General features: G+C 65.5%; 19 protein-coding genes. 10 read left to right on the plus strand and 9 right to left on the minus strand.

The features are described from left to right. Positions 1-3: 3 nt before the first annotated feature. The 3 genes from IT41_RS12755 to IT41_RS12765 are packed head-to-tail and all read left to right on the plus strand — an operon-like array spanning position 4 to position 1,471. Complete coding sequence (locus IT41_RS12755) at positions 4-615, plus strand: NAD(P)H-dependent oxidoreductase (protein ID WP_036741937.1); 612 nt, start codon at positions 4-6, stop codon at positions 613-615. Continuing rightward, a complete protein-coding gene (locus tag IT41_RS12760) occupies positions 612-830 on the plus strand; it encodes a DUF2842 domain-containing protein (RefSeq protein WP_036741940.1) in 219 nt (72 codons plus the stop codon). Before IT41_RS12755 ends, IT41_RS12760 begins: the two co-directional genes overlap by 4 nt. Then, on the plus strand, positions 827-1,471 hold the full coding sequence (locus tag IT41_RS12765; RefSeq protein WP_036741943.1) for a thiamine diphosphokinase: 645 nt from the start codon (positions 827-829) through the stop codon (positions 1,469-1,471). The genes IT41_RS12760 and IT41_RS12765 overlap by 4 nt, the downstream gene beginning before the upstream one ends. A gap of 47 nt (positions 1,472-1,518) precedes the next feature. Here IT41_RS12765 and IT41_RS12770 read toward each other — a convergent pair whose 3' ends face one another. The 4 genes from IT41_RS12770 to IT41_RS12780 are packed head-to-tail and all read right to left on the minus strand — an operon-like array spanning position 1,519 to position 5,456. Next, positions 1,519-2,499, minus strand: a complete 981-nt coding sequence (locus tag IT41_RS12770) for an ABC transporter permease (protein WP_036741945.1) — start codon at positions 2,497-2,499, stop codon at positions 1,519-1,521. Further along, positions 2,492-3,499, minus strand: a complete 1,008-nt coding sequence (locus IT41_RS12775) for an ABC transporter permease (RefSeq protein ID WP_036742003.1) — start codon at positions 3,497-3,499, stop codon at positions 2,492-2,494. Before IT41_RS12775 ends, IT41_RS12770 begins: the two co-directional genes overlap by 8 nt. A 37-nt stretch (positions 3,500-3,536) precedes the next feature. Next, on the minus strand, positions 3,537-3,701 hold the full coding sequence (locus tag IT41_RS20760; protein ID WP_156116958.1) for a hypothetical protein: 165 nt from the start codon (positions 3,699-3,701) through the stop codon (positions 3,537-3,539). Between the two features lie 51 nt (positions 3,702-3,752). After that, positions 3,753-5,456, minus strand: a complete 1,704-nt coding sequence (locus IT41_RS12780; protein WP_036741948.1) for a peptide ABC transporter substrate-binding protein — start codon at positions 5,454-5,456, stop codon at positions 3,753-3,755. A 226-nt stretch (positions 5,457-5,682) separates the two neighbouring features. On the opposite strand from IT41_RS12780, the gene IT41_RS12785 reads away from it, so the two are divergent. Next, positions 5,683-7,515: an ABC transporter ATP-binding protein gene (locus tag IT41_RS12785; RefSeq protein ID WP_036742005.1), complete on the plus strand. Its 1,833-nt coding sequence runs from the start codon at positions 5,683-5,685 to the stop codon at positions 7,513-7,515. Between the two features lie 106 nt (positions 7,516-7,621). Here IT41_RS12785 and bfr read toward each other — a convergent pair whose 3' ends face one another. Together bfr and IT41_RS20025 are read right to left on the minus strand one after the other, a co-directional pair. After that, complete coding sequence (gene bfr, locus IT41_RS12790; protein ID WP_036741951.1) at positions 7,622-8,107, minus strand: bacterioferritin; 486 nt, start codon at positions 8,105-8,107, stop codon at positions 7,622-7,624. Beyond that, the gene (locus tag IT41_RS20025) at positions 8,055-8,345 is read right to left on the minus strand and encodes a (2Fe-2S)-binding protein (protein WP_074948130.1); all 291 of its coding nucleotides are present in this window, start codon (positions 8,343-8,345) and stop codon (positions 8,055-8,057) included. The genes bfr and IT41_RS20025 overlap by 53 nt, the downstream gene beginning before the upstream one ends. Positions 8,346-8,463: 118 nt before the next feature. Between IT41_RS20025 and queA the strand changes: the two genes are divergently transcribed. From queA to lpdA, 4 genes are all read left to right on the plus strand, one after another. Further along, positions 8,464-9,519, plus strand: coding sequence for a tRNA preQ1(34) S-adenosylmethionine ribosyltransferase-isomerase QueA (gene queA / locus IT41_RS12795; protein ID WP_036741954.1), 1,056 nt, complete (start codon positions 8,464-8,466; stop codon positions 9,517-9,519). Then, positions 9,519-10,760: an MFS transporter gene (locus tag IT41_RS12800; protein WP_036741956.1), complete on the plus strand. Its 1,242-nt coding sequence runs from the start codon at positions 9,519-9,521 to the stop codon at positions 10,758-10,760. The genes queA and IT41_RS12800 overlap by 1 nt, the downstream gene beginning before the upstream one ends. Positions 10,761-10,826: 66 nt before the next feature. Beyond that, positions 10,827-11,411, plus strand: coding sequence for a DUF924 family protein (locus IT41_RS12805; protein WP_036741958.1), 585 nt, complete (start codon positions 10,827-10,829; stop codon positions 11,409-11,411). A gap of 41 nt (positions 11,412-11,452) precedes the next feature. After that, positions 11,453-12,844 (plus strand): dihydrolipoyl dehydrogenase, encoded by a 1,392-nt coding sequence (gene lpdA, locus IT41_RS12810; protein WP_036741960.1) that lies wholly within the window; start codon positions 11,453-11,455, stop codon positions 12,842-12,844. 158 nt (positions 12,845-13,002) lie between these two features. Here the strand turns inward: lpdA and IT41_RS12815 are convergent, their stop codons facing one another. Both IT41_RS12815 and IT41_RS12820 read right to left on the minus strand, forming a co-directional pair. Next, complete coding sequence (locus IT41_RS12815; protein WP_036741963.1) at positions 13,003-14,172, minus strand: M20 aminoacylase family protein; 1,170 nt, start codon at positions 14,170-14,172, stop codon at positions 13,003-13,005. 86 nt (positions 14,173-14,258) lie between these two features. Continuing rightward, entirely contained in the window at positions 14,259-14,936 is a 678-nt protein-coding gene (locus tag IT41_RS12820) for an HAD-IA family hydrolase (protein WP_036741965.1), read from the minus strand. A gap of 102 nt (positions 14,937-15,038) precedes the next feature. Between IT41_RS12820 and glmU the strand changes: the two genes are divergently transcribed. Both glmU and glmS read left to right on the plus strand, forming a co-directional pair. After that, complete coding sequence (glmU, locus tag IT41_RS12825) at positions 15,039-16,376, plus strand: bifunctional UDP-N-acetylglucosamine diphosphorylase/glucosamine-1-phosphate N-acetyltransferase GlmU (protein ID WP_036741968.1); 1,338 nt, start codon at positions 15,039-15,041, stop codon at positions 16,374-16,376. Between the two features lie 3 nt (positions 16,377-16,379). Further along, positions 16,380-18,197, plus strand: a complete 1,818-nt coding sequence (glmS, locus tag IT41_RS12830; RefSeq protein ID WP_036741971.1) for a glutamine--fructose-6-phosphate transaminase (isomerizing) — start codon at positions 16,380-16,382, stop codon at positions 18,195-18,197. Between the two features lie 106 nt (positions 18,198-18,303). Here glmS and IT41_RS12835 read toward each other — a convergent pair whose 3' ends face one another. After that, positions 18,304-19,095 (minus strand): lysozyme family protein, encoded by a 792-nt coding sequence (locus tag IT41_RS12835; RefSeq protein ID WP_231564744.1) that lies wholly within the window; start codon positions 19,093-19,095, stop codon positions 18,304-18,306. Positions 19,096-19,690 lie beyond the last annotated feature (595 nt).

Consider the following 19,690-nt stretch of genomic DNA (forward strand, 5'->3'; position numbering starts at 1 on the left):
CCCATGGCGCGGCGCTTCCTGCTGATCGACGGACATCCGGATGCCGGCCGGCTCTCGGCGCATCTGCTGGACCTCTACCGGCAGGCGCTGCCCGATGACATCACGCTGGACCGGATCGCCATTCGCGATCTGGATTTCGACCCCGACCTGTCGCGCGGCTACGAGGAGATCCCCCCGGTCGAGCCGGACCTCGCCCGCGCGCTCGACCTGATCGAGGGCTGCGATCATCTGGTGCTGGCCTTTCCGCTGTGGTGGGGGGCGGAGCCCGCGCGGCTCAAGGGCTTCTGGGACCGTATCCTGCTGCCGCGCCGCGCCTTTCGCTACCATGAAAAGGACCCGTGGTGGGACCGGCTGCTGGCCGGGCGCTCGGCCGATCTGCTGGTGAGCATGGACACGCCGCCGGCCTATCTGCGGCTGGCCTATTTCGACCCGCTGGGCTGGCGCTATCGCCGGCAGGTGCTGGGCTTCGTCGGCTTCAACCCGATCCGGCTGCATTATTTCGGCCAGGTGCGTCGCGGCGGGGCCGAACGCAGCCTGCCGAAATGGCGTGACCGGGTGGCAAGGGCCGCGCAAAGGGCCGCAACAACCCGCCCCCGGAAAAGGATTCTCGGATGAGCATGGACCTGAAAACCCGCAAGCGCTGGTCGCTGGTGATCCTTCTGATCGGCCTGCCGCTCTATCTGATCGCGGTGCTGTACGTCACCAACCTGATCTACGATATCTGGGGGCGGATGCCGCTGCTTGTGGAATTCGCGATCTATGTCGGCCTGGGTGTCATCTGGGTGATCCCCTTCCGCAAGGTGTTCTCCGGCATCGGCAAGGAGGAATGAACCGGCTCGCCAGTGCCCGCCCCGTCACCCTGATCGGAGGCGCGCCGCTCAGCCGGGACGATCTCGATCTTGCGCTGGCCATCGCGCCGGTGGTGGCGGCGGCGGATGGCGGCGCTGACACGGCGCTGGATCACGGGCTGACGCCACGGGCGGTCTGGGGCGATCTCGACAGCATCTCGGATCGCGCCCGCGCGGAAATCCCGCCTTCGATCCTGCACCATGTCAGCGAACAGGAAGCTACCGATTTCGAGAAATGCCTGTCCCGGATCGACGCGCCGCTGATCCTCGCCATCGGCTTTTCGGGCGCCCGCCAGGACCATTTCCTTGCCTGCCTGAACACGCTGGCGCGCCGGATCGGCCCGCCCTGCATCCTGATCGCCGGCGATGATGTCATCGCCCTGACCCCGCCGGAGATCGCGCTGGACCTGCCGTCCGGCACAAGGCTGTCGCTCTTTCCGATGGGGCCGGCGCAAGGCCGCTCGACCGGGCTGAAATGGCCGATCGAAGGGCTGGAATTCGCGCCGCAGGGGCGCAGCGGCACCTCGAATGAAACGACCGGCCCGGTCCGGCTCGAGATGCGGGGACCGATGCTGCTGATCCTGCCGCGCGCGCATCTCGGCGCGCTGGCCCGCGCGCTCTGACCGCGGCTTTCTTCTTCATTCAAATATCCATGCCGCCCGCGCCGCAATCACCGGCCGCGAATACGGGGATCCATCGCGTCCCGCAGCCCGTCGCCGATGTAGTTCACCGACAGCACCGTCAGGGAAATGAACGCGCCCGGCAGGATCACCCGCCAGGGATACATCTGCATCTGGTCTACGGCGTCATAGAGCAGCCGCCCCCAGGTCGGGAAATCCGGCGGGAAGCCCAGCCCCAGAAAGCTCAGCGAGCTTTCGGTGATGATCGCGGTCGCGATTCCCAGCGTCGCCGCCACCATGATCGGAGAGATGACATTGGGCAGCACATGGCGCAGGATCATCCGCGGCGCCGGCGTGCCGATGGATTTCGCCGCCAGGATGAACTCGCGCTCTTTCAGACCCAGCACATCGCCGCGCACGATCCGCGCGGTCTGCATCCATGAGGTCACCCCGATGGCCGTGACGATCAGCAGAAAGACCCCGCCGCCGGCGCCCAGCCGCTGGCTCAGCGGCTCGCGAAACAGCGTCACCATCAGCAGCAGCAGGGGCAGCAGGGGCAGCGCCAGGAACAGCTCGGTCAGGCGCATCAAGGGCGCATCCAGCCGCCGGAAATAGCCCGACAACACCCCGATCGCACTGCCCAGCGTCAGCGCGATGGCCATGGCCACCAGCCCGACCGCGATCGACACCCGTCCGCCGGTCATCATTCGCGCAAGGATATCGCGGCCCAGCTGATCGGTGCCCAAGGGATGGGCGAGGGTAAAGCCCTGATTGCGCGCGCGGTAATCGACATAGGTCGCGTCGATGGTCCACAGCCAGGGGCCGATGCCGACGAACAGGATGATGCCCAGAAAGATCACCAGCGCCAGCATGGCGCCGCGATGGTTGCGGAACTGGTGCCAGATGTCGCGCCACTGGCTGCGCGAGGGCGCGCCCGCCGCGACCGGGTCGTCGGGCGGCAGGGCCTCGGCGCCCGGGGCGGCGGCATTGCTCACGCTTTCCTCGACCTGCTGGCCGCGCGGCTCAGTCATAGCGGATTCTCGGATCAAGAATGCCATAGGCCAGATCGGCGATCAGCGTGAAGCCGACGATCAGGATGGCAAAGATGAAGGTCAGCGTCAGCACCATGGGAATGTCATTGGCGTGAATGGCCAGGATCAGCAACTGCCCGATGCCGTTCACCTTGAAGACCTGCTCGGTGATCAGCGCGCCGCCGAACACGACCGGCAGCCCCAGTGCGATCACCGTGACCACCGGGATCAGCGAATTGCGCAGCACGTGTTTCAGCACCACGACCCGCTCGGACAGGCCTTTGGCGCGGGCGGTGCGCACATAATCCTGCCGCAGATTGTCCAGCATCGAGGCCCGCATGAAGCGGCTGATCTGGGCCGCGTTATACAGCGCCAACACCGCGACCGGCATCGCCATCTGCCGGACCTGAAAGACGAACGAGTCCCAGTCGGTGACCCGGTGCGTGGTGTCATAGATCGACGGAAACCATTGCAGCCTGATCCCGAAGACGATGATGAACACCACGCCGGTAAAGAAGGTCGGCAGCGAAAACCCCACCATCGAGACAAAGGTCCCCAGCTGATCGAACCAGCTGTATTGCCGATAGGCCGAAAGGATGCCGATCGGGATCGCGATCAAAATCCCCGCCAGATAGGACATACCGACCACGGTCAGCGTCTGCGGCAGGCGCTCGGCGATGATGTCAAAGACCGGCTGGCGCGACTGAAAGCTGATGACCCGCTGCATGCCCTGGCTGAAGTCGGTGCCGAAAGCCTGATCGAACCAGTAAAGCGGTTCGACCCAGAAGAACTGCTTCAGCCACAGGACGTAACGGATATACCAGGCCTGACCCAGGCCCAGGGCTTCGCGCATGCGCGCCTTGACCTCGGGGGGGACGGTCAGCGGCACGTCGCCCAGGGGATCGCCCGGCGACGCCTCGAGCAGCAGGAAGATCACCAGCGAGATGAACAGCAAGGTGGGGATCGCCAGCAGCAGCCGGCGCAGCGCGAATGTCAGCATATCGCCTCCGTCCGGCGGGCGGCCCCGGCCGCGCGGTTCATTCGGCACGGCTCCAACCGGCGAGGTTCCACAGCTGCCCTTCCCAGCCGTTCGGCACGATGCCGTCCAGCGCGTTGACATGGGCCGGGACCATGCCGCGATGGATCAGGGGCAGGGTATGATACCCCCGGGTGGTCGGTTGCGCGGCCAGTTCGCGCCGCAATCCGCGGCGCGTCTCGGGGCTGCTGCTCTGATGCAGCCGGCCGGATCAAGGTCATTCCTTGACGCGATACCAGTCCGCGACATTCCAGAGCTCGGTGTCCCAGGCGTTCAGCTGCACGCCGCCCAAGGTGTTGGAATGGGCCGAGGCGGTGCCGCGATAGACCAGCGGGATGATCGAATGGCTGTCCTTGGTCAGCATGTCGTTCAGCCGCTGGCCCATTTCGCCGCGTTCGGCCGGATCGACAATGCCGCTGAGCTCGGCGATCATCTTGTCATAGCCCTCGTCGCAGAAGCGGTTGATGTTCTCGCCCTGCCACTGGCTGTCCGGCCCCGGCGCCTTGTTGCAGGTGCGCTGCGCCAGATAGGGCTCGGGGTTCCCGCCCTCGAAGAAATTCGCAAGCATCTCGATATCGGCATAGAAGCGCTGGAACGTGTCGGGCGAGCCGGGATCGCCGCCGAAATAGACCGAGGCGTCGATCACCTTCAGTTCCGTCTCGACCCCGATTTCCTGCCACCATTGCTTGATCAGCGCCTGAAAGTCCTGACGCACCGCGTTGACCGAGGTCTGGTAGAGCAGCGACAGGCGTTTGCCGTCCTTTTCGCGGATGCCGTCGGCGCCGGGCACCCAGCCGGCCTGATCCAGCAGGGCTTTCGCGCCCTCGATATCCTGGGTCAGGCATTCGGTATTGTCCGAGGCCCAGGCCTCGGGCGCGGGGATCAGGTTGCAGGTCGGCTTGCCGGCACTGCCATAGCCGATCTCGGTCAGCAGCTGGCGGTCGATGGCCATGGACAGCGCCTTGCGCACATTCGCGTCCGACAGGATCGGATGCGGGTGCTTCAGCGTCGAGCGTTCGCCCTCGGGCAGGCTGGACGAGGGATCGGTCATGTTCACCTCGAGCCGCTCGATCAGGCTGCCGAAGGCGGCCGAGACCTTGCCCATGCCCTTGGCCTCCATCCCCTGCAGAACGTCGGGGGCAAGCTGCGTGTTCCAGGCGTAATCGAATTCGCCGGTTTCCAGCACCGATCGCGCGGCCGAGGCCGGATCGCCGCCGCCCTTCATCACCAGCGTGGCGAAGGCGGGCTTGTCGGGGTCGCGATATTCGGGATTGGCCTCGAAGGTGATCACGTCATTGGTGCGGAACTCGGTCACCCGGAACGGGCCGGTGCCGATCGGGTTGAAATTCTCTTCGGTGCAGGTGGGCGCGGCCTCGCCGATGCAATTCTCGAACTGCGCCTTCTGGATGATCGGCGCCTGGCCGCTGACAAAGGCCGAAAACGGGTCGGGCCGCGGCGTGGTAAAGGTGACCCTGACGGTCAGATCGTCCACCGCCTCGACGCTTTCGACGCCCTCGAACTTGGCCAGCTGCGCGCAGCCGCCCTCGGGGCTCATGCAGTAATCGGCGGTAAAGACCACATCGGCCGAGGTCAGCGCCGTGCCGTCCGACCATTTCACGCCGGGCTTCAGCTTCCAGGTGACGCTTCGCAGATCCTCGGAGATGCCGCCATTCTCGACGCTGGGCACCTCGGCGGCGAGCCAGGCGACCACCTCGCCCTCGGGGGTGAAGCGCGCCAGAGGTTCCAGCACCATGCTGGCGGCGATAACGTCCTTGGTGCCGCCGGACAGATACATGTTCATGGTCGAGGGGGCCTGCCACATGATGATATTGACCTGCCCGTCGCTGCCTCGTTCGGCGAAAGCGGCGGGGGCCATGGCGGCCGTCGCGACGGCGCCCATCATCAGCGTTTTCAGTTTCATCACTCTCTCCTGTTGCAGCTTGTCGGGGGCGGGGGAGGGTATCGGCGATGCAGGTCTGGCTGCGGCCCGTCTGGTGATCTCGTTCGCGGCCTTCTCCACCGTTGCCGATGCGCGAGTTTCGGACAGTTTTCTGCTCAATTGCAAGAAACATCTTGGCAGAGCTTTCCGGTTGCATTGTGGCGCCGCGGGTTTAGCCTGATCCTGCGGCTTTCGACAGGGGATGCAGATGCTGGACAGCGCGCCGCTGGTATCGTTCGACAGGTTGCGGGTCGAGTTCCAGACCCGCGACGGCCGCGTGACCGGCGTGCAGGAACTGTCTTTCGATATCGCGCCCGGGGAATGCGTCTGCGTGGTCGGCGAATCCGGCTCGGGCAAATCGGTCAGTTCGCTGGCGCTGATGCGGCTGGTCGAATTCGGCGGCGGCGAAATCGCCCATGGCCGGCTGCTGTTCCAGCGCGTCTCCGGCCAACGGATCGACCTGGCGCAACAGGGCGCGCGCCTGATGCGCGACATTCGCGGCAATGAGATCGCGATGATTTTTCAGGAGCCGATGACCGCGCTGAACCCGGTATTCACCATCGGCGACCAGCTCTCCGAGGGGCTGATCGCCCATCGCGGCCTGTCCCGCCGCGAGGCCGCCGCCCGCGCGCTGGAACTGCTGCGCGAGGTGCGCATTCCCGAACCCGAACGGCGGCTGAAACAATATCCGCACGAACTGTCGGGCGGCATGCGCCAGCGGGTGGTGATCGCCATGGCCATGGCCTGCCGGCCGCGTCTCCTGATCTGCGACGAGCCGACCACCGCTCTGGACGTCACCATCCAGGCCGAGATCCTGGCCCTGATCGACCGGCTCAAGCGCGAAACCGGCATGGCGGTGATGTTCATCACCCATGACATGGCGGTGGTGGCGCAGATGGCCGATCGCGTGGTGGTCATGTTCCGCGGCAACAAGGTCGAGGAGGGGCCGGTCACCGAAATCTTCGAGAACCCGCGCGAGGATTATACCAGGGCCCTGCTGGCCGCCGTGCCGCGCCTGGGCGAGATGACCGGCCGCGACGCGCCCGAGCCCATGCGCCTGATGCGCGAGGGGCAGGGGGCCGCGCCCGCCCCGGTCATCCCGCGCGATCCCGTGCCGCTCCTGAGCGTGCGGAACCTTTGCACCCGTTTCCCGGTCAAGGGCGGGCTTCTGCGCCGCACCGTGGCCCAGGTCCATGCGGTCGAGGATGTCTCATTCACCGTGAACGCGGGCGAGACGCTTTCTCTGGTGGGCGAATCGGGTTCGGGCAAGACCACGGCCGGCCGCTCGGCGCTGCGGCTGGTCGAGCCGACATCGGGCCGCGTCGAACTGGCCGGCACGGACCTGCTGGCGCTGAGCGCTTCGGGCCTGCGCCGGGCGCGGCGCGACATGCAGATGATCTTTCAGGACCCTTTCGCCAGCCTCGATCCGCATATGCGGCTTTACGACCAGATCGAGGAACCGATGCTGAATTACGGCATTGGCAACCGGGCCGAGCGTCAGGACCGGATCGCCCAGCTTTTCGACCGGGTGGAACTGCCCCGCGCCTTCATGCGCCGCTACCCGCACGAGATGTCGGGCGGCCAGCGCCAGCGCATTGCCATTGCCCGCGCGCTGGCCCTGAACCCGCGCCTGATCGTCGCCGACGAGGCGGTTTCGGCGCTGGATGTATCCGTGCAGGCGCAGGTGCTGAACCTGTTGATGGAATTGCAGCGCGAGCTTGGCATCTCGATCCTGTTCATCAGCCATGACATGGCGGTGGTCGAGCGCGTCAGCCATCAGGTCGCGGTCATGTATCTGGGCAGGATCGTGGAAATCGGCAGCCGCCGTCAGGTCTTCGAGACGCCGCAGCACAGCTATACCCGGCAGCTCATGTCGGCGGTGCCGGTGGCCGATCCGCGCCGCAAGCGGATATCCGAGGATCTGCGCTTTCGCCCCATCCCGTCACCGATCCACCCGGTCGATTACACCCCGCCGCCCTCGATCTATCGCGAGGTCGCGCCGGGGCATCGGGTGCTGATCGACCCGGTGACGCATGACTGAACAGATACGGCCCGCCATGCCCGCCGGTCGATCCGGATCGTGCCGGGCGCGGCGCGCATGACCGAGGCGGGGTAAATGCCCCGTCCCCGGCCGGTGCCGGATCGTCCTACTCGGCCTCGTCCGCGGATTTGGCGTTGAGCAGGCCGTAGTTCTTTTCGCCGATCTGGCCGTACAGATCCATCTGCGTTTCCAGATAGTCGATATGGCCTTCCTCGTCGCGCAGCAGATCCTCGAACAGGATCTTGCTGACATAGTCGCCGACCTTGTCGCAATGATCGCGCGCCTCGATATACAGGTTGCGCGCATCATGTTCGGCGGCCAGATCGGCCTCGAGCGTTTCCTTGAGGTTCTGGCCGATCCGCAGCGGGTCCAGCTTTTGCAGATTCGGATGCCCTTCAAGAAAGATGATTCGCTGGATCAGGCGATCCGCGTGATGCATCTCCTCGATCGATTCGGCGCGCGACTTGTCTGCGATCTTGCCGTAGCCCCAATCCTCTTGCAGGCGGTAATGCAGCCAGTACTGGCTGACGGCGGTCAGTTCAGACCGCAGCGCTGCGTTGAGATACTCGATGACCTTTGCGTCGCCCTTCATGGCTCACCTCATTGCGGTTGGCTCTTAATCCCCGCAAAACGGGGGGAACTGCAAGATTATCGCATTCCCGCATGGTGTCCAGAAACAAAGGCATGCAGCCCCCGCAATCGGCCCTTTTGCCGAGCGCATGGTAGATCTTGCCGGGGGTGATGATCGTTTGCGGATCGGCGGCGCGCATCCAGTCAACCGCCGCGCGGATGTCGCGATCCGAAATCTGGGTACAGTGGCAGACGATCATGGGCTTCCTCCAGCTGACAAATACCTAGCATTTCTATCAGAGAAGTAAAGTCCGAGTTTTTCACTTTGTGATGACGCGCGGCTTGACGCCCCCTTGGCGCGGCGACAGAAGCCGGGCCATGAAACTGGACGATTTCGACTTTCACCTGCCCGATTCCCTGATCGCGACGCGGCCCGCGCGGCCACGGTCCTCGGCCCGGCTGCTGCTGGCCCAGGGCGCGCGGATCCGCGATCTCCATGTGTCCGACCTGGCCGATCTGTTGGGGCCGGGCGATCTTCTGGTCCTGAACGACACCAGGGTGATCCCGGCGCGGCTGTCGGGCAAGCGCGTGCGCCGGACGCCGCAGGGCGAGGCGGTGGCCGGGATCGAGGTGACCCTGCTCGAGCCGGTGGCTGGCGGCTGGAAGGCGCTGGCCAAGCCCCTGCGCAAGCTGAAGCCGGGCGAAGTGATCCGCTTTGCCGACGATCTGTCGGCCGAGGTCGCCGGGATCGGGGACGGTGCGCTGACGCTTCGCTTCGATGCCGAGGGCCAGGCTTTCGACGCGGCGCTGGCGCGGGTCGGTGCCATGCCGCTGCCGCCCTATATCGCGGCGCTGCGCGCCCCCGATCAGGCCGATCACGAGGATTATCAGACAATCTGGGCGCGCCGCTCCGGCGCCGTTGCTGCACCCACGGCCAGCCTGCATTTCGACCGCCCGCTGCTGGACCGGCTGGCGGAGAAGGGCGTTCGCACGACCCATGTCACCCTGCATGTCGGCGCCGGCACCTTCCTGCCGGTCAAGGTCGAGGATGTCACCCGTCATAGGATGCATGGCGAATGGGGCGAGGTCACGCCCGGGGCCGCGGCGGCGATCAACGAAACCCGCGCCGCCGGCGGGCGGGTGATTCCGGTCGGCACCACGGCGCTGCGGCTGATCGAATCGGCCGCGGACGAGGATGGCCGGGTGCGGCCTTACAGCGGCATTACCGAAATCTTCATCTATCCCGGTTATCGCTTTCGCGTGACGGATGCGCTGATGACCAATTTTCACCTGCCGAAATCGACCCTGCTGATGCTGGTCAGCGCGCTCATGGGGCAGCAGCGCATACGCGAGGTCTATCGTCATGCGGTGGATTCGGGTTATCGCTTTTTCAGCTATGGCGATGCTTCTTTGCTGATTCCCGGGGATCCCTGATGGTTACGGTGCTGCGCGCGACCTGGCCGCTTTTGCTGGGTATCCTTCTGCTGATGGTCGGGAACGGCATGCAGGGCACGCTGCTGGGCATCCGCGGCGGGATCGAGGGGATATCCACCGGCCATATGTCGGTGGTCATGTCCACATATTTCGCGGGCTTCCTGCTGGGGTCGCGCGTGGTGCCGAACCTGATCCAGCAGGTGGGGCATGTGCGGGTCTTCGCGGCCCTGGGCTCGCTCATTTCCTCGGTGCTGATCCTTTACGCGGCCGCGCCGCACTGGATCGCATGGGCGCTGATGCGCTTTCTGATCGGCTTCTGTTTCTCGGGCGTCTATATCACCGCGGAAAGCTGGCTGAACTCGTCGACCGCGAATGATTCGCGCGGCCAGGCGATGTCGGCCTATATGATCGTGCAGATGCTGGGGATCATTTCGGCGCAGCTTCTGATGAACACCGCCGATCCGGCGGGCTTTCTGCTGTTCGTCATCCCCTCGGTTCTGGTCAGCCTGTCCTTCATGCCGATCCTGCTGTCGACCCGTCCGGCGCCGCAATTCTCGACCCTCAAACGGATGAGCTTCGGCAAGCTGTTCGAGACCTCGCCCCTGGGCTGTGTCGGTATCTTCCTGATGGGCGGCGTGTTCTCGGCGCTGTTCGGCATGGCGTCGGTCTGGGGCTCCAGCAAGGGGCTGACGGTGACCGAGATTTCGGCATTCGTCGCCGCGATCTATGTCGGCGGGCTGCTGCTGCAATATCCGATCGGCTGGCTTTCGGATCACAGCGACCGCCGCGCCATCGTTCTGGGCCTGTCGGTGCTGGGCTGCGTCGCGGCATTCGGCGCGGTGCTGCTGCAGCCTGGCATCTGGGGGCTGCTGCTGGCCGCGGCGCTGGTCGGCGGCGTGGCCAATCCGGTCTATTCCCTGCTTCTGGCCTATACCAACGACTTTCTGGATCAAAGCGACATGGCGGCGGCCTCGGCGGGGCTGCTGTTCATCAACGGGGTCGGGGCGATGGCCGGGCCGATCATCACCGGCTGGCTGATGTCGCTGCTGGGGCCGGACGGGTTCTGGGTCTATATCGGTCTGCTTCTGGCCCTGCTGTCGGTCTATACCGGCTGGCGCCGGACCCGCCGCGCCGCGCCGGCGCATGATCAGAGCTTCGCCGTCATCGCGCCCTCGGCCACCCCCGTCGCGGTCGAGGCGGCGCTGGAAAACGCCGGATCGGACGACGCCTCCAGGGAGTGATGCGATGGCGGGCTTGCAGAGGGGCGTCACCTTTGCAACCATCCCCTGAGCATTTTGGGGGATGCCATGGCCGATGTCGTGACTGCCGGGGAGATTCTGACCTTCTGGCTCGAGGAGGTCGGCGAAAAGGGCTGGTATCAGGGTTCGGATACGCTGGATCAGACGATCCGCGACCGTTTCCGCGCAACCTGGGATCGGGCCGGGGATCTGGCGGAGGCCTGGGCAGATACGCCCCGGGGCGCGCTGGCCGCGCTGATCCTGACCGACCAGTTTCCGCGCAATATGTTCCGCGACGATCCGCGCGCCTTCGCCACCGACGCCCTGGCGCGCGCGATTGCCACCCGCGCCATCGCGGCCGGCTTCGACCGGCAGATCGACGCGCCGCAGCGACAGTTCTTCTACATGCCTTTCGAACATAGCGAGGATCTTGCCGATCAGCATCGCTGCGTCGCGCTGTTTGCCGCGCATATGCCGGGCGAGAATCTCCGCCATGCCGAGCTGCACCGCGACACCATCGCCAGATTCGGCCGCTTTCCCTGGCGCAACGCCGCACTCGGCCGGGAACCGGGGCCGGCCGAAAATCAGGTGATGCAGGCCGGTGGCTATGCTGCGCTGGTCTCGGGCAAGCTGTCGCTTGATGACCTTGCGTAATTGGTTTAACGCTGAACTATCTTTGCAAAGAGGGGAATTCCATGGCGCAATCCTTCGACATGGTGGTGATCGGTTCCGGCCCGGGCGGCTATGTCTGCGCCATCCGGGGCGCACAGCTCGGCCTCAAGGTCGCCTGTATCGAGCGCGAACATCTGGGCGGCATCTGCCTGAACTGGGGCTGCATCCCGACCAAGGCGCTGCTGCGCTCGGCCGAGGTGTTCCACCTCATGCACCGCGCCAAGGAATTCGGGCTTTCGGTCGAAAAGGCGGGCTATGACCTCGGCGCGGTCGTGCAGCGTTCGCGCGGCGTGGCCAAGCAACTGGCCGGCGGCGTCGGCCATCTGCTGAAAAAGAACAAGGTCACCGTGATCATGGGCGAGGCGACGCTGGCCGCCCCCGGCAAGATCAGCGTCAAGACCGACAAGGGGGGCGAAGAGGTCACCGCGAAATCCATCGTGCTGGCCACCGGCGCCCGCGCCCGCAACCTGCCGGGCCTCGAGGCGGACGGCGATCTGGTCTGGAACTACAAGCACGCCCTGCAGCCGCCGCATATGCCCAAGAAGCTGCTGGTCATCGGGTCGGGCGCGATCGGCATCGAATTCGCCAGCTTCTTCAATACGCTGGGCGCCGATACCACGGTGGTCGAGGTGATGGACCGCGTCCTGCCGGTCGAGGATGCCGAGATATCGGCCTTGGCGAAAAAGCAATTCGTCAAGCAGGGCATGAAGATCATGGAAAAGGCGACGGTCAAGAAGCTCGACCGCGCCAAGGGCAAGGTCACCGCCCATATCGAAACCGGCGGCAAGACCGAAACCCAGGATTTCGACACGGTGATCTCGGCCGTGGGCATCGTCGGCAATGTGGAAAATCTCGGTCTCGAAAAACTGGGCGTCAAGATCGACCGCACCCATGTCGTAACCGACCAATATTGCCGCACCGGCATCGACGGGCTCTATGCCATCGGCGACGTGGCGGGCGCCCCCTGGCTTGCGCACAAGGCCAGCCATGAAGGCGTGATGGTGGCCGAACTCGTCGCCGGCCAGAAGCCGCATCCGATCAAGCCCAACACGATTCCCGGCTGCACCTATTGCAACCCGCAGGTCGCCTCGGTCGGCCTGACCGAGGAAAAGGCCAAGGAGGCCGGCTACCAGGTCAAGGTCGGCCGCTTCCCCTTTATCGGCAATGGCAAGGCCATCGCCCTTGGCGAGCCCGAGGGGCTGGTCAAGACGGTTTTCGACGCCAAAACCGGCGAACTTCTGGGCGCCCATATGGTCGGCGCCGAGGTGACCGAACTGATCCAGGGCTATGTCGTCGGCCGCACGCTGGAAACCACCGAGGCCGAGCTGATGGAGACGGTCTTCCCGCACCCGACCCTGTCGGAAATGATGCATGAGGCCACGCTCTCGGCCTATGGCCGCGCGATTCATTTCTGAACCCGCGACCTGCGAACCCGACGCGAAAAGGGGGCCAGAACGGCCCCCTTTCTTCTTCATGAAAATATCCCGCGGGGGTCCGGGGGCGCGAAGCCCCCGGCTATCGTTGGCCGTCAGTGAATGTCTTCCATCCCTGGCAGGCCACAGGCTGAAACGCCCTAACCGGCAACCGGCATCCGCGCCTCGACCATGCCGGCATACCAGCTTGACCCCGCCGGGATTGCGTTATCGTCGAAATCATAGGCCGGGTGATGCACCATCGCCGTATCGCCATTGCCGATGAAAATATAGGCGCCCGGGCGTTCGTTCAGCATATAGCTGAAATCCTCGCCCGCCATCAGCGGCTCCATTTCCATCTCCACCTCTCCGGCGATGGCGCGGGCCACTTCGGCCGCGAAAGCGGTTTCCTGCGGGTGGTTCATGGTCACCGGATAGCCGCGCTCGTAATTGACCACGGCCGAGGCGCCAAAGGCTGCCGCGACATTCGTCGCGACACGGGTGATGCCTTCCTCCAGCTGATCGCGGACCTCGGGGGACAGGCTGCGGGCGGTCCCCCTCAGGGTGACGACCTGCGGGATCACGTTATGCGCCGAGGAATCCGTCTCGACCACGCAGACCGAGACCACGCCGCTTTGCAGCGGGTCGACATTGCGCGATACGACGGACTGAATGGCGACGATGATCTGCGCCGCGACCAGGGTGGTGTCGATCGCGTCATGCGGTCTGGCCGCATGCCCGCCTTTGCCGGTGATCCGGATGTCGAACTGGTCGGCGGCCGCCATCATCGCGCCCTCGCGGATGGCAAAGCTGCCGGTCGGAAAGCCCGGCATATTGTGCATGCCGTAAAATTCCTGAATGCCCCAGCGATCCACGAGACCGTCCTCAACCATGGCCAGACCGCCGGCCCCGCCTTCTTCGGCGGGCTGGAAGATAACCACTGCCGTGCCGTCGAAATTGCGGGTCTCGGCCAGGTATTTGGCGGCCCCCAGCAGCATGGCGGTATGACCGTCATGGCCGCAGGCATGCATGACCCCCGGCGTTTTCGAGGCATGGGCCGCGCCCGTCGCCTCGCGGATCGGCAGCGCGTCCATATCGGCGCGCAGGCCGATCACGCGGCCGCGGCTGTCGCTGCGGCCCTTGATGACACCGACCACGCCGGTGCGGCCGACGCCCTCGGTCACCTCGTCCACGCCGAAGCCGCGCAGCAGTTCCGCGACTTTCCCGGCGGTGCGATGCACCTCATAGAGCAGTTCGGGGTTTTCATGGAAATCCCGTCGCCAGGCGGTGATTTCGGGCAGCAATTCGGCAAAGCGGTTCTTGACGGGCATGTGACTTCTCCTTCTGTGGCAGGTTACGCCTTTCCGGCGACACCGCAAGAGCGCAGAGGCCCGGCGCGCCTCGCCGGGCAGTTCTATCAGCGGCCCAGCCATTCCTCGGCCAGCATCGGCAATTCGTCGAAATGCGCCAGCATCGCGTCGGGCGCCAGCCGGGCCAGCCCCGCGCCCTCGGGGCCAAAGGCGACCAGCGCGACGCGGACCCCTGCCGCGCTTGCCGTCCGGCGGTCGGTATCGGTATCGCCGACCAGAAACGAGCGCGCGACCTCGCCTCCGGCGCCGTGGACGGCGGCTGCATAGGGGCGGGGGTCGGGCTTGCGCACCGGCAGCGTATCGGCGCCGATCAGTGCCGCGAAATGGTGCCGGATGCCCAACTGGCGCAGCAGCGTTTCCGCCAGCCTTTCAGGCTTGTTGGTGCAGACGGCCAGCCGGCAGCCCTCGGCGGCCAGCCGCTCCAGCGCCTCGGCCGCGCCGGGATAAAGCCGCGTATGCACCGCGATCGCATCGGCGTAATAGTCCAGCAGGCGGGGATAATCCTCATCCTCGGCGCCCGGCGGCAGCAGCATGTCGGCGGGCAGCCGCGCATAGCCCGCGCGCAGCATGGCCCGGCCGCCGTGAAAGGCGATCAGCGCATCCCCGTCGGGGTCCAGCAGCGCGCCAAGGCCGCGCGCCTGAAAGCAGGCATTCGCCGCCGCGATCAGATCGCCCGAGGTATCGGCCAGCGTTCCGTCCAGATCAAAGACCACCGTGCCCGCCATATTGAAACCTTCCGTCAAGATGTGTGATGCGCGGGGCCTTTCCCCGCTGGCCCGCCATAGGTAGAACGCCCGGAAAGGACAAGGAACAGGCAAGAGGCAGAGATGACCGAGAAACCCGTCGCGCTGATCGTGCTGGCAGCCGGGCAGGGCAGCCGCATGCAGTCCGATCTTCCCAAGGTGCTGCACCGTCTGGGCGGCGTGCCGCTGGTCGGCCATGCGCTGGCCGCCGGCCGCATGCTGGATCCCGCCCAGGTGGTCGTCGTCGCCGGCCATGGTGCGGATGCGGTGAAAAAGGCGGTCGGCAAGCTTGAGCCCGAGGCCCGCATCGCCCTGCAACAGGAACAGCTTGGCACCGCCCATGCGGTGACGCAGGCCCTGCCGCTGCTGCAGGGCTTCGAGGGGCGCGTGATCGTGCTTTACGGCGACACGCCCTTTATCGGGCCGGAGACGCTGGCCATGCTCGCCGCGCACCCTTCGGATGTGGTGGTGCTGGGCTTCGAGGCCGACGATCCGGGCCGTTACGGCCGTCTTGTCACCGGGCCGGACGGTCTGGAACGGATCGTCGAATACAAGGATGCGGATGCCGCGACGCGCGCGATCCGGCTGGTCAATTCCGGCGTTCTGGCCGCCGATGCCGCGACCTTGCGCGAATTCCTGCCAAAGATCGGCAACGACAATGCGGCCGGTGAATACTACCTGACCGACTTGCCGGGACTGGCCCGCGCCGCCGGCCTGCGCGTCGATGTCGTGACCTGCGACGAGGCCGAGACGCTGGGCATCAACACCCGCACTGAGCTGGCCCGTGCCGAGGCCGCCTTTCAGACCCGCGCCCGCGCGCAGGCGCTGGAGGATGGCGTGACGCTCTCTGATCCTGCCACGGTCTGGTTCGCGCTGGACACGGTGATCGGCCGCGATGCGATCATCGGGCAGAATGTGGTGTTCGGCCCCGGCGTGACGGTGGAAAGCGGCGCCGAAATCCTGCCCTTCTGCCACCTCGAGGGCTGCCATGTCAGCGCCGGCGCGACGGTCGGCCCCTTTGCCCGGCTGCGGCCCGGTGCGGAGCTGGCCGGCGATGTCCATGTCGGCAATTTCGTCGAGATCAAGAATTCGGTGCTGGACGAAGGCGTCAAGGTCGGCCACCTGACCTATCTGGGCGATGCCCATATAGGCGAGGCCACGAATATCGGCGCGGGCACGGTGACCTGCAATTACGACGGCGTCGCCAAGCACCGGACCGAGATCGGCGCCCATGCCTTTATCGGCTCGGACACGATGCTGGTCGCGCCGGTCCGGGTGGGGGCGCGGGCGATGACCGGCTCGGGCTCGGTCATCACGCAGGACGTGCCGGACGAGGCGCTGGCGCTGGCGCGCGCCAAACAGGTCAACAAGCCCGGCCTTGCCGCGCGGCTGATGCAGGCGCTGCGCCAGAAGAAGGGATAGGACATGTGCGGGATCATCGGAATTCTGGGCGGGCACGAGGTTTCGCCGCAACTGGTCGAGGCGCTGAAGCGGCTGGAATATCGCGGCTATGACAGCGCCGGTGTCGCCACGGTCGATGCCGATGGCCGGCTGGACCGTCGCCGCGCCGTGGGCAAGCTGGTGAACCTGTCGGACCGGCTGGTGCACGATCCGCTGACCGGGCATGCGGGCATCGGGCATACCCGCTGGGCGACCCATGGCCCCGCGACCGAGGAAAACGCCCATCCCCATCGCCGCGGCCCCGTCGCCGTGGTCCATAATGGCATTATCGAGAATTTCCGCGAATTGCGCGATGAGGTCGTGGCCCTTGGCCTGCAACCGGAATCGCAGACCGATACCGAAACCGTGGCGCTGCTGACCGCCTGGCACATGTCGCAGGGGCTGGACGCGATCGCCGCCGCCCGGGCCACGCTGGCCCGCCTGCAGGGCGCCTTTGCGCTGGCCTTCCTGTTCGACGGGGAGCCCGATCTGATGATCGCCGCACGCAAGGGCAGCCCGCTGGCCCTTGGCCATGGCGATGGCGAGATGTTCCTGGGCTCGGACGCGGTGGCGCTGGCCCCGTTCACCGACCGCATCACCTATCTCGAGGATGGCGATCACGCCGTCATCCGCCGCGCCGGGGCCGAGGTCTTTGATGTCGAAGGCCAGCCCGTCAGCCGTGAAATCGCCCAGATCGATATCGGCGCGAGCCAGATCGACAAGGGCGGCTACCGCCATTTCATGGCCAAGGAAATCGCCGAGCAGCCCGTGGTGCTGGGCGATGCGCTGAACCATTACATCAAGGGCGACCGCATCGTGTTGCCCGAGGCGCTGGATTTCCGCGATGTGGACCGGATCACGCTGGTCGGCTGCGGCACGGCCTCATACGCGGCCTATGTTGCGCGCTACTGGTTCGAAAGCCTGGCCGGGCTGCCCTGCGATCTGGATGTGGCCTCGGAGTTTCGCTATCGCGAGCCGCCCATGTCGCCGGAAAGCTGGGCGATCTTCGTCAGCCAGTCGGGTGAGACCGCCGATACGCTGGCCGCTTTGCATTACGCGCGTGGCAAGGTCGCGCGGACCATCGGCGTCGTCAACGTCGGCACCTCGGCCATTGCCCGCGATGCAGATATCGCGCTGCCGACCCTGGCCGGGATCGAGGTCGGCGTGGCCTCCTCCAAGGCGTTTACCTGTCAGCTGGCGGTGCTCGCGGTGCTGGCGCTGAAGGCGGCGCATGATCGCGGGCGGCTGGACGATGCCGGGCTGCGCGCCCATCTGGCCGATCTGCGCGCCTTGCCGGGGCTGTTGAACCAGACCATGGCGATCGGCGACGAATGCCGCCGGCTGGCCGGCTGGCTGGCCGAGGCGCAGGACGTTCTGTATCTGGGTCGCGGCGCGCTGTATCCGGTCGCGCTGGAGGGGGCGCTGAAGCTCAAGGAACTGAGCTATATCCATGCCGAGGGCTATGCCTCGGGCGAACTGAAGCACGGCCCCATCGCGCTGATCGACCGCAATGTGCCGGTCGTCGTGGTGGCGCCGCGCGATGCGCTGTTCGACAAGACCGTGTCGAACATGCAGGAGGTGATGGCGCGCCACGGGCAGGTCCTGCTGATTTCCGATGCCCAGGGGGTCGAGAGCGGCGGCCACGGCACCCATGCGGCGCTGGTGATGCCCTCGGGCGGGGGGGTGTTCCAGGCGATCCTTTACGCGGTGCCGATGCAATATCTGGCCTATCACACGGCGGTGGCCAAGGGCACGGATGTGGACCAGCCGCGCAATCTGGCGAAATCGGTGACGGTGGAATAGCATTATGATGTGAGCGCGCCTGTTTTGTGAAGTGGGAATAAAGTTTGCACACGAGCAATAAAGTTTGCACATGAGTAATAAAGTTCACGCCTAAATGATTCCGTGGCTAGGGTGGCTGAGATCGGCGCCAAAGGGATGGCCCACCGGCGCTGCCGCGCGGGGTCGCCATCTCGATTGCGATCATCGGCACGCCAGCCCTTTCGATGGGCGAGCGCCCCGAGGCCAGAACGGCAAGCGAGCCGGGCCGGCCGGTCACCTGGCTGCCCAGCGGCGCACCAAGCAGCATCACCCGTTCGCGGACACGTTTGCGCTGGCTGGAATTGATCGCAGCAAAGCTGTTATAGGTTTCAGGCGTATCGATCATGCCCTGAAAGCCGCGGCTTTTCAGAACCGCGCGCAGCGCGTCAAAACGCGCCAGATAGCGTTGCGCATAGACCGAAGTTCGGGAATGGAACATCCCCGCCGCCTTCCGCCAATCGCCGCTTTCACGATAAAGCTGGTGCACGAAGCTGGCAGCGTAGCGGGCGTTTTCCAACGGATCGAACATCTGCTCTATCGAGGCGAAGTTTTGGCCATGCCAGCGATAATTCAGCTGGAAACAGCCGATATCGATATTGGTGCGCCCCCGCGCCACGCGATCCTCGGCGAATGCGATGGCGCTGACGGGGTCGTCGAACCAGGTCCCTTCGCCCTCGGCATTGGCGCTCCAGGCCCAGGGGCGGACGACACCGTCCAGTCGCCGCCCGGTCTCTGTCAGCGTCAGCGCCCCGAGGATATCGGCAGGAACGCCGCTTTCCCGGGCCGCCTTTTGCGCCGCCCATTCGCAAATCTCAGCCGAGGTCAACGCCAGTGCCGTTCCCCCACGCGACATGAACAGCGCCAGAGCAAGCGAAGCCACCTGCAAAATTGATCGTCGCCAAGACATAGCCGCCCGCGAAGTTCCCATCGCGGGCAGTCTTACCCCGGTCTGGTTAAGATTCGGTGAGCGCGTGAAGGTTCGGACAAACCTAGATGTTTGATCCTATGGTTTGATGGCGTGATCCTTTCGCATGAATGAAAGGAAGCTTTATGAGACATGTTCGTCACGGAAGCGGCACGACCCCATACGCGCTCTGGCCCTTACTACCGGCCGTGCGGTGAAAGCGGCGGGAACCTGGGCTTCATGGCAATCATCGACCGGCAGTTGCTTGAAACGTGGAGGTATGGCGGGCGGTAGATGGCCCGTCACAGACAGCGTGAGGTGCATCGATGCGGTCGGCATCGGGTTCGTCGGCTGATGAGGCGCATGGTGAGGGGTGACCGCGGCCCCAGTGGGGCCGCGTAAGCGCCCGGAGCACAAGATTTATCGTTCATCGTCTGCCTTGAATGTTGTTCGGCGTGGAATAAGGACCCCGCTTCTGGGGTGATCGGCGTCCAAAAGGGACCCCACCGACCGGGGGTTGGGTCCATTGTGTTTCCGATGATTATCGGAGGCCTTGAGCGGGATGTTGATC

This window comes from Paracoccus halophilus (genome assembly GCF_000763905.1).
GTDB lineage: Bacteria > Pseudomonadota > Alphaproteobacteria > Rhodobacterales > Rhodobacteraceae > Paracoccus > Paracoccus halophilus.

Coding starts and splice junctions, on each gene's coding strand:
- IT41_RS12755 (WP_036741937.1), top strand. CDS start 4: ATGGCGCGGCGCTTCCTGCTGATCGACGGACATCCGGATGCCGGCCGG.
- IT41_RS12760 (WP_036741940.1), top strand. CDS start 612: ATGAGCATGGACCTGAAAACCCGCAAGCGCTGGTCGCTGGTGATCCTT.
- IT41_RS12765 (WP_036741943.1), top strand. CDS start 827: ATGAACCGGCTCGCCAGTGCCCGCCCCGTCACCCTGATCGGAGGCGCG.
- IT41_RS12770 (WP_036741945.1), bottom strand. CDS start 2,499: ATGACTGAGCCGCGCGGCCAGCAGGTCGAGGAAAGCGTGAGCAATGCC.
- IT41_RS12775 (WP_036742003.1), bottom strand. CDS start 3,499: ATGCTGACATTCGCGCTGCGCCGGCTGCTGCTGGCGATCCCCACCTTG.
- IT41_RS12780 (WP_036741948.1), bottom strand. CDS start 5,456: ATGAAACTGAAAACGCTGATGATGGGCGCCGTCGCGACGGCCGCCATG.
- IT41_RS12785 (WP_036742005.1), top strand. CDS start 5,683: ATGCTGGACAGCGCGCCGCTGGTATCGTTCGACAGGTTGCGGGTCGAG.
- bfr (WP_036741951.1), bottom strand. CDS start 8,107: ATGAAGGGCGACGCAAAGGTCATCGAGTATCTCAACGCAGCGCTGCGG.
- IT41_RS20025 (WP_074948130.1), bottom strand. CDS start 8,345: ATGATCGTCTGCCACTGTACCCAGATTTCGGATCGCGACATCCGCGCG.
- queA (WP_036741954.1), top strand. CDS start 8,464: ATGAAACTGGACGATTTCGACTTTCACCTGCCCGATTCCCTGATCGCG.
- IT41_RS12800 (WP_036741956.1), top strand. CDS start 9,519: ATGGTTACGGTGCTGCGCGCGACCTGGCCGCTTTTGCTGGGTATCCTT.
- IT41_RS12805 (WP_036741958.1), top strand. CDS start 10,827: ATGGCCGATGTCGTGACTGCCGGGGAGATTCTGACCTTCTGGCTCGAG.
- lpdA (WP_036741960.1), top strand. CDS start 11,453: ATGGCGCAATCCTTCGACATGGTGGTGATCGGTTCCGGCCCGGGCGGC.
- IT41_RS12815 (WP_036741963.1), bottom strand. CDS start 14,172: ATGCCCGTCAAGAACCGCTTTGCCGAATTGCTGCCCGAAATCACCGCC.
- IT41_RS12820 (WP_036741965.1), bottom strand. CDS start 14,936: ATGGCGGGCACGGTGGTCTTTGATCTGGACGGAACGCTGGCCGATACC.
- glmU (WP_036741968.1), top strand. CDS start 15,039: ATGACCGAGAAACCCGTCGCGCTGATCGTGCTGGCAGCCGGGCAGGGC.
- glmS (WP_036741971.1), top strand. CDS start 16,380: ATGTGCGGGATCATCGGAATTCTGGGCGGGCACGAGGTTTCGCCGCAA.